Genomic DNA, 2,438 nt, shown 5'->3' with positions numbered 1-2,438 from the left:
GTCTCTCAACTCAAAACACCTTCGGTGTTGTCAGGTTAAGCCTCTCGGTTCATTAGTACTGGTTAGCTCAATGCATCGCTGCACTTACACACCCAGCCTATCAACGTCTTAGTCTCAAACGTTCCTTCAGGACCCTTAAAGGGTCAGGGAAGACTCATCTCGAGGCAAGTTTCCCGCTTAGATGCTTTCAGCGGTTATCTTTTCCGCACTTAGCTACCGGGCAATGCAATTGGCATCACAACCCGTACACCAGTGGTGCGTCCACTCCGGTCCTCTCGTACTAGGAGCAGCCCCTCTCAATCTTCCAACGCCCACGGCAGATAGGGACCGAACTGTCTCACGACGTTCTAAACCCAGCTCGCGTACCACTTTAAATGGCGAACAGCCATACCCTTGGGACCTACTTCAGCCCCAGGATGTGATGAGCCGACATCGAGGTGCCAAACACCGCCGTCGATATGAACTCTTGGGCGGTATCAGCCTGTTATCCCCGGAGTACCTTTTATCCGTTGAGCGATGGCCCTTCCATTCAGAACCACCGGATCACTAAGACCTACTTTCGTACCTGCTCGAGCTGTCACTCTCGCAGTCAAGCTGGCTTATGCCTTTGCACTAACCGCATGATGTCCGACCATGCTTAGCCAACCTTCGTGCTCCTCCGTTACTCTTTGGGAGGAGACCGCCCCAGTCAAACTACCCACCAGACACGGTCCCCGATCCAGATTATGGACCCGGGTTAGAACATCAAATGTTAAAGGGTGGTATTTCAAGGTTGGCTCCATGCAGACTGGCGTCCACATTTCGTTGCCTCCCACCTATCCTACACATCAAGATTCAATGTTCAGTGTCAAGCTATAGTAAAGGTTCACGGGGTCTTTCCGTCTTGCCGCGGGTACACTGCATCTTCACAGCGAGTTCAATTTCACTGAGTCTCGGGTGGAGACAGCCTGGCCATCATTACGCCATTCGTGCAGGTCGGAACTTACCCGACAAGGAATTTCGCTACCTTAGGACCGTTATAGTTACGGCCGCCGTTTACCGGGGCTTCGATCAGGAGCTTCGCTTGCGCTAACCCCATCAATTAACCTTCCGGCACCGGGCAGGCGTCACACCGTATACGTCCACTTTCGTGTTTGCACAGTGCTGTGTTTTTAATAAACAGTTGCAGCCAGCTGGTATCTGCGGCTGGCTTCAGCTCCATGGGTTAACCACTTCACCTAATGCCAGCGTGCCTTCTCCCGAAGTTACGGCACCATTTTGCCTAGTTCCTTCACCCGAGTTCTCTCAAGCGCCTGAGTATTCTCTACCTGACCACCTGTGTCGGTTTGGGGTACGATTAATGATAACCTGATGCTTAGAGGCTTTTCCAGGAAGCAGGGCATCAATCACTTCACCACCGTAGTGGCTCGTCGTCACGCCTCAGTGTTTAATAACCAACCGGATTTTCCTGGTCAGTCCACCTTCACGCTTAAACCGGGACAACCGTCGCCCGGATGATTTAGCCTTCTCCGTCCCCCCTTCGCAGTTATCACCAGTACGGGAATATTAACCCGTTATCCATCGACTACGCTTTTCAGCCTCGCCTTAGGGGTCGACTCACCCTGCTCCGATTAACGTTGAACAGGAACCCTTGGTCTTCCGGCGTGCGGGTTTTTCACCCGCATTATCGTTACTTATGTCAGCATTCGCACTTCTGATACCTCCAGCAACCCTCACAGGTCACCTTCGCAGGCTTACAGAACGCTCCCCTACCCAACAATATTTACATATCGCTGCCGCGGCTTCGGTGCATAATTTAGCCCCGTTACATCTTCCGCGCAGGCCGACTCGACCAGTGAGCTATTACGCTTTCTTTAAATGATGGCTGCTTCTAAGCCAACATCCTGGCTGTCTGAGCCTTCCCACTTCGTTTCCCACTTAATTATGACTTTGGGACCTTAGCCGGCGGTCTGGGTTGTTTCCCTCTTCACGACGAACGTTAGCACCCGCCGTGTGTCTCCCGTGATAATATTCTCCGGTATTCGTAGTTTGCATCGGGTTGGTAAGTCGGGATGACCCCCTAGCCGAAACAGTGCTCTACCCCCGGAGATAAATTCACGAGGCGCTACCTAAATAGCTTTCGGGGAGAACCAGCTATCTCCCGGTTTGATTGGCCTTTCACCCCCAGCCACAAGTCATCCGCTAATTTTTCAACATTAGTCGGTTCGGTCCTCCAGTTAGTGTTACCCAACCTTCAACCTGCCCATGGCTAGATCACCGGGTTTCGGGTCTATACCCTGCAACTAAATCGCCCAGTTAAGACTCGGTTTCCCTGCGGCTCCCCTATTCGGTTAACCTTGCTACAGAATATAAGTCGCTGACCCATTATACAAAAGGTACGCAGTCACACCACAAGGGTGCTCCCACTGCTTGTACGTACACGGTTTCAGGTTCTTTTT

1 rRNA gene is annotated in these 2,438 nt (G+C 52.0%); it reads right to left on the bottom strand.

Going from position 1 to position 2,438, the window contains the following annotated elements:
• Nucleotides 1–31 precede the first annotated feature (31 nt).
• A 23S ribosomal RNA gene (locus tag AYY17_RS13790) occupies nucleotides 32–2,438 on the bottom strand; the annotation flags it as partial.

The sequence above is a fragment of the Morganella psychrotolerans genome (assembly GCF_001676055.1).
Classification (GTDB): domain Bacteria; phylum Pseudomonadota; class Gammaproteobacteria; order Enterobacterales; family Enterobacteriaceae; genus Morganella; species Morganella psychrotolerans_B.
The sequence above is the reverse complement of the archived record's forward strand: the minus strand, read 5'-3'. Positions and strand labels throughout refer to the sequence as shown.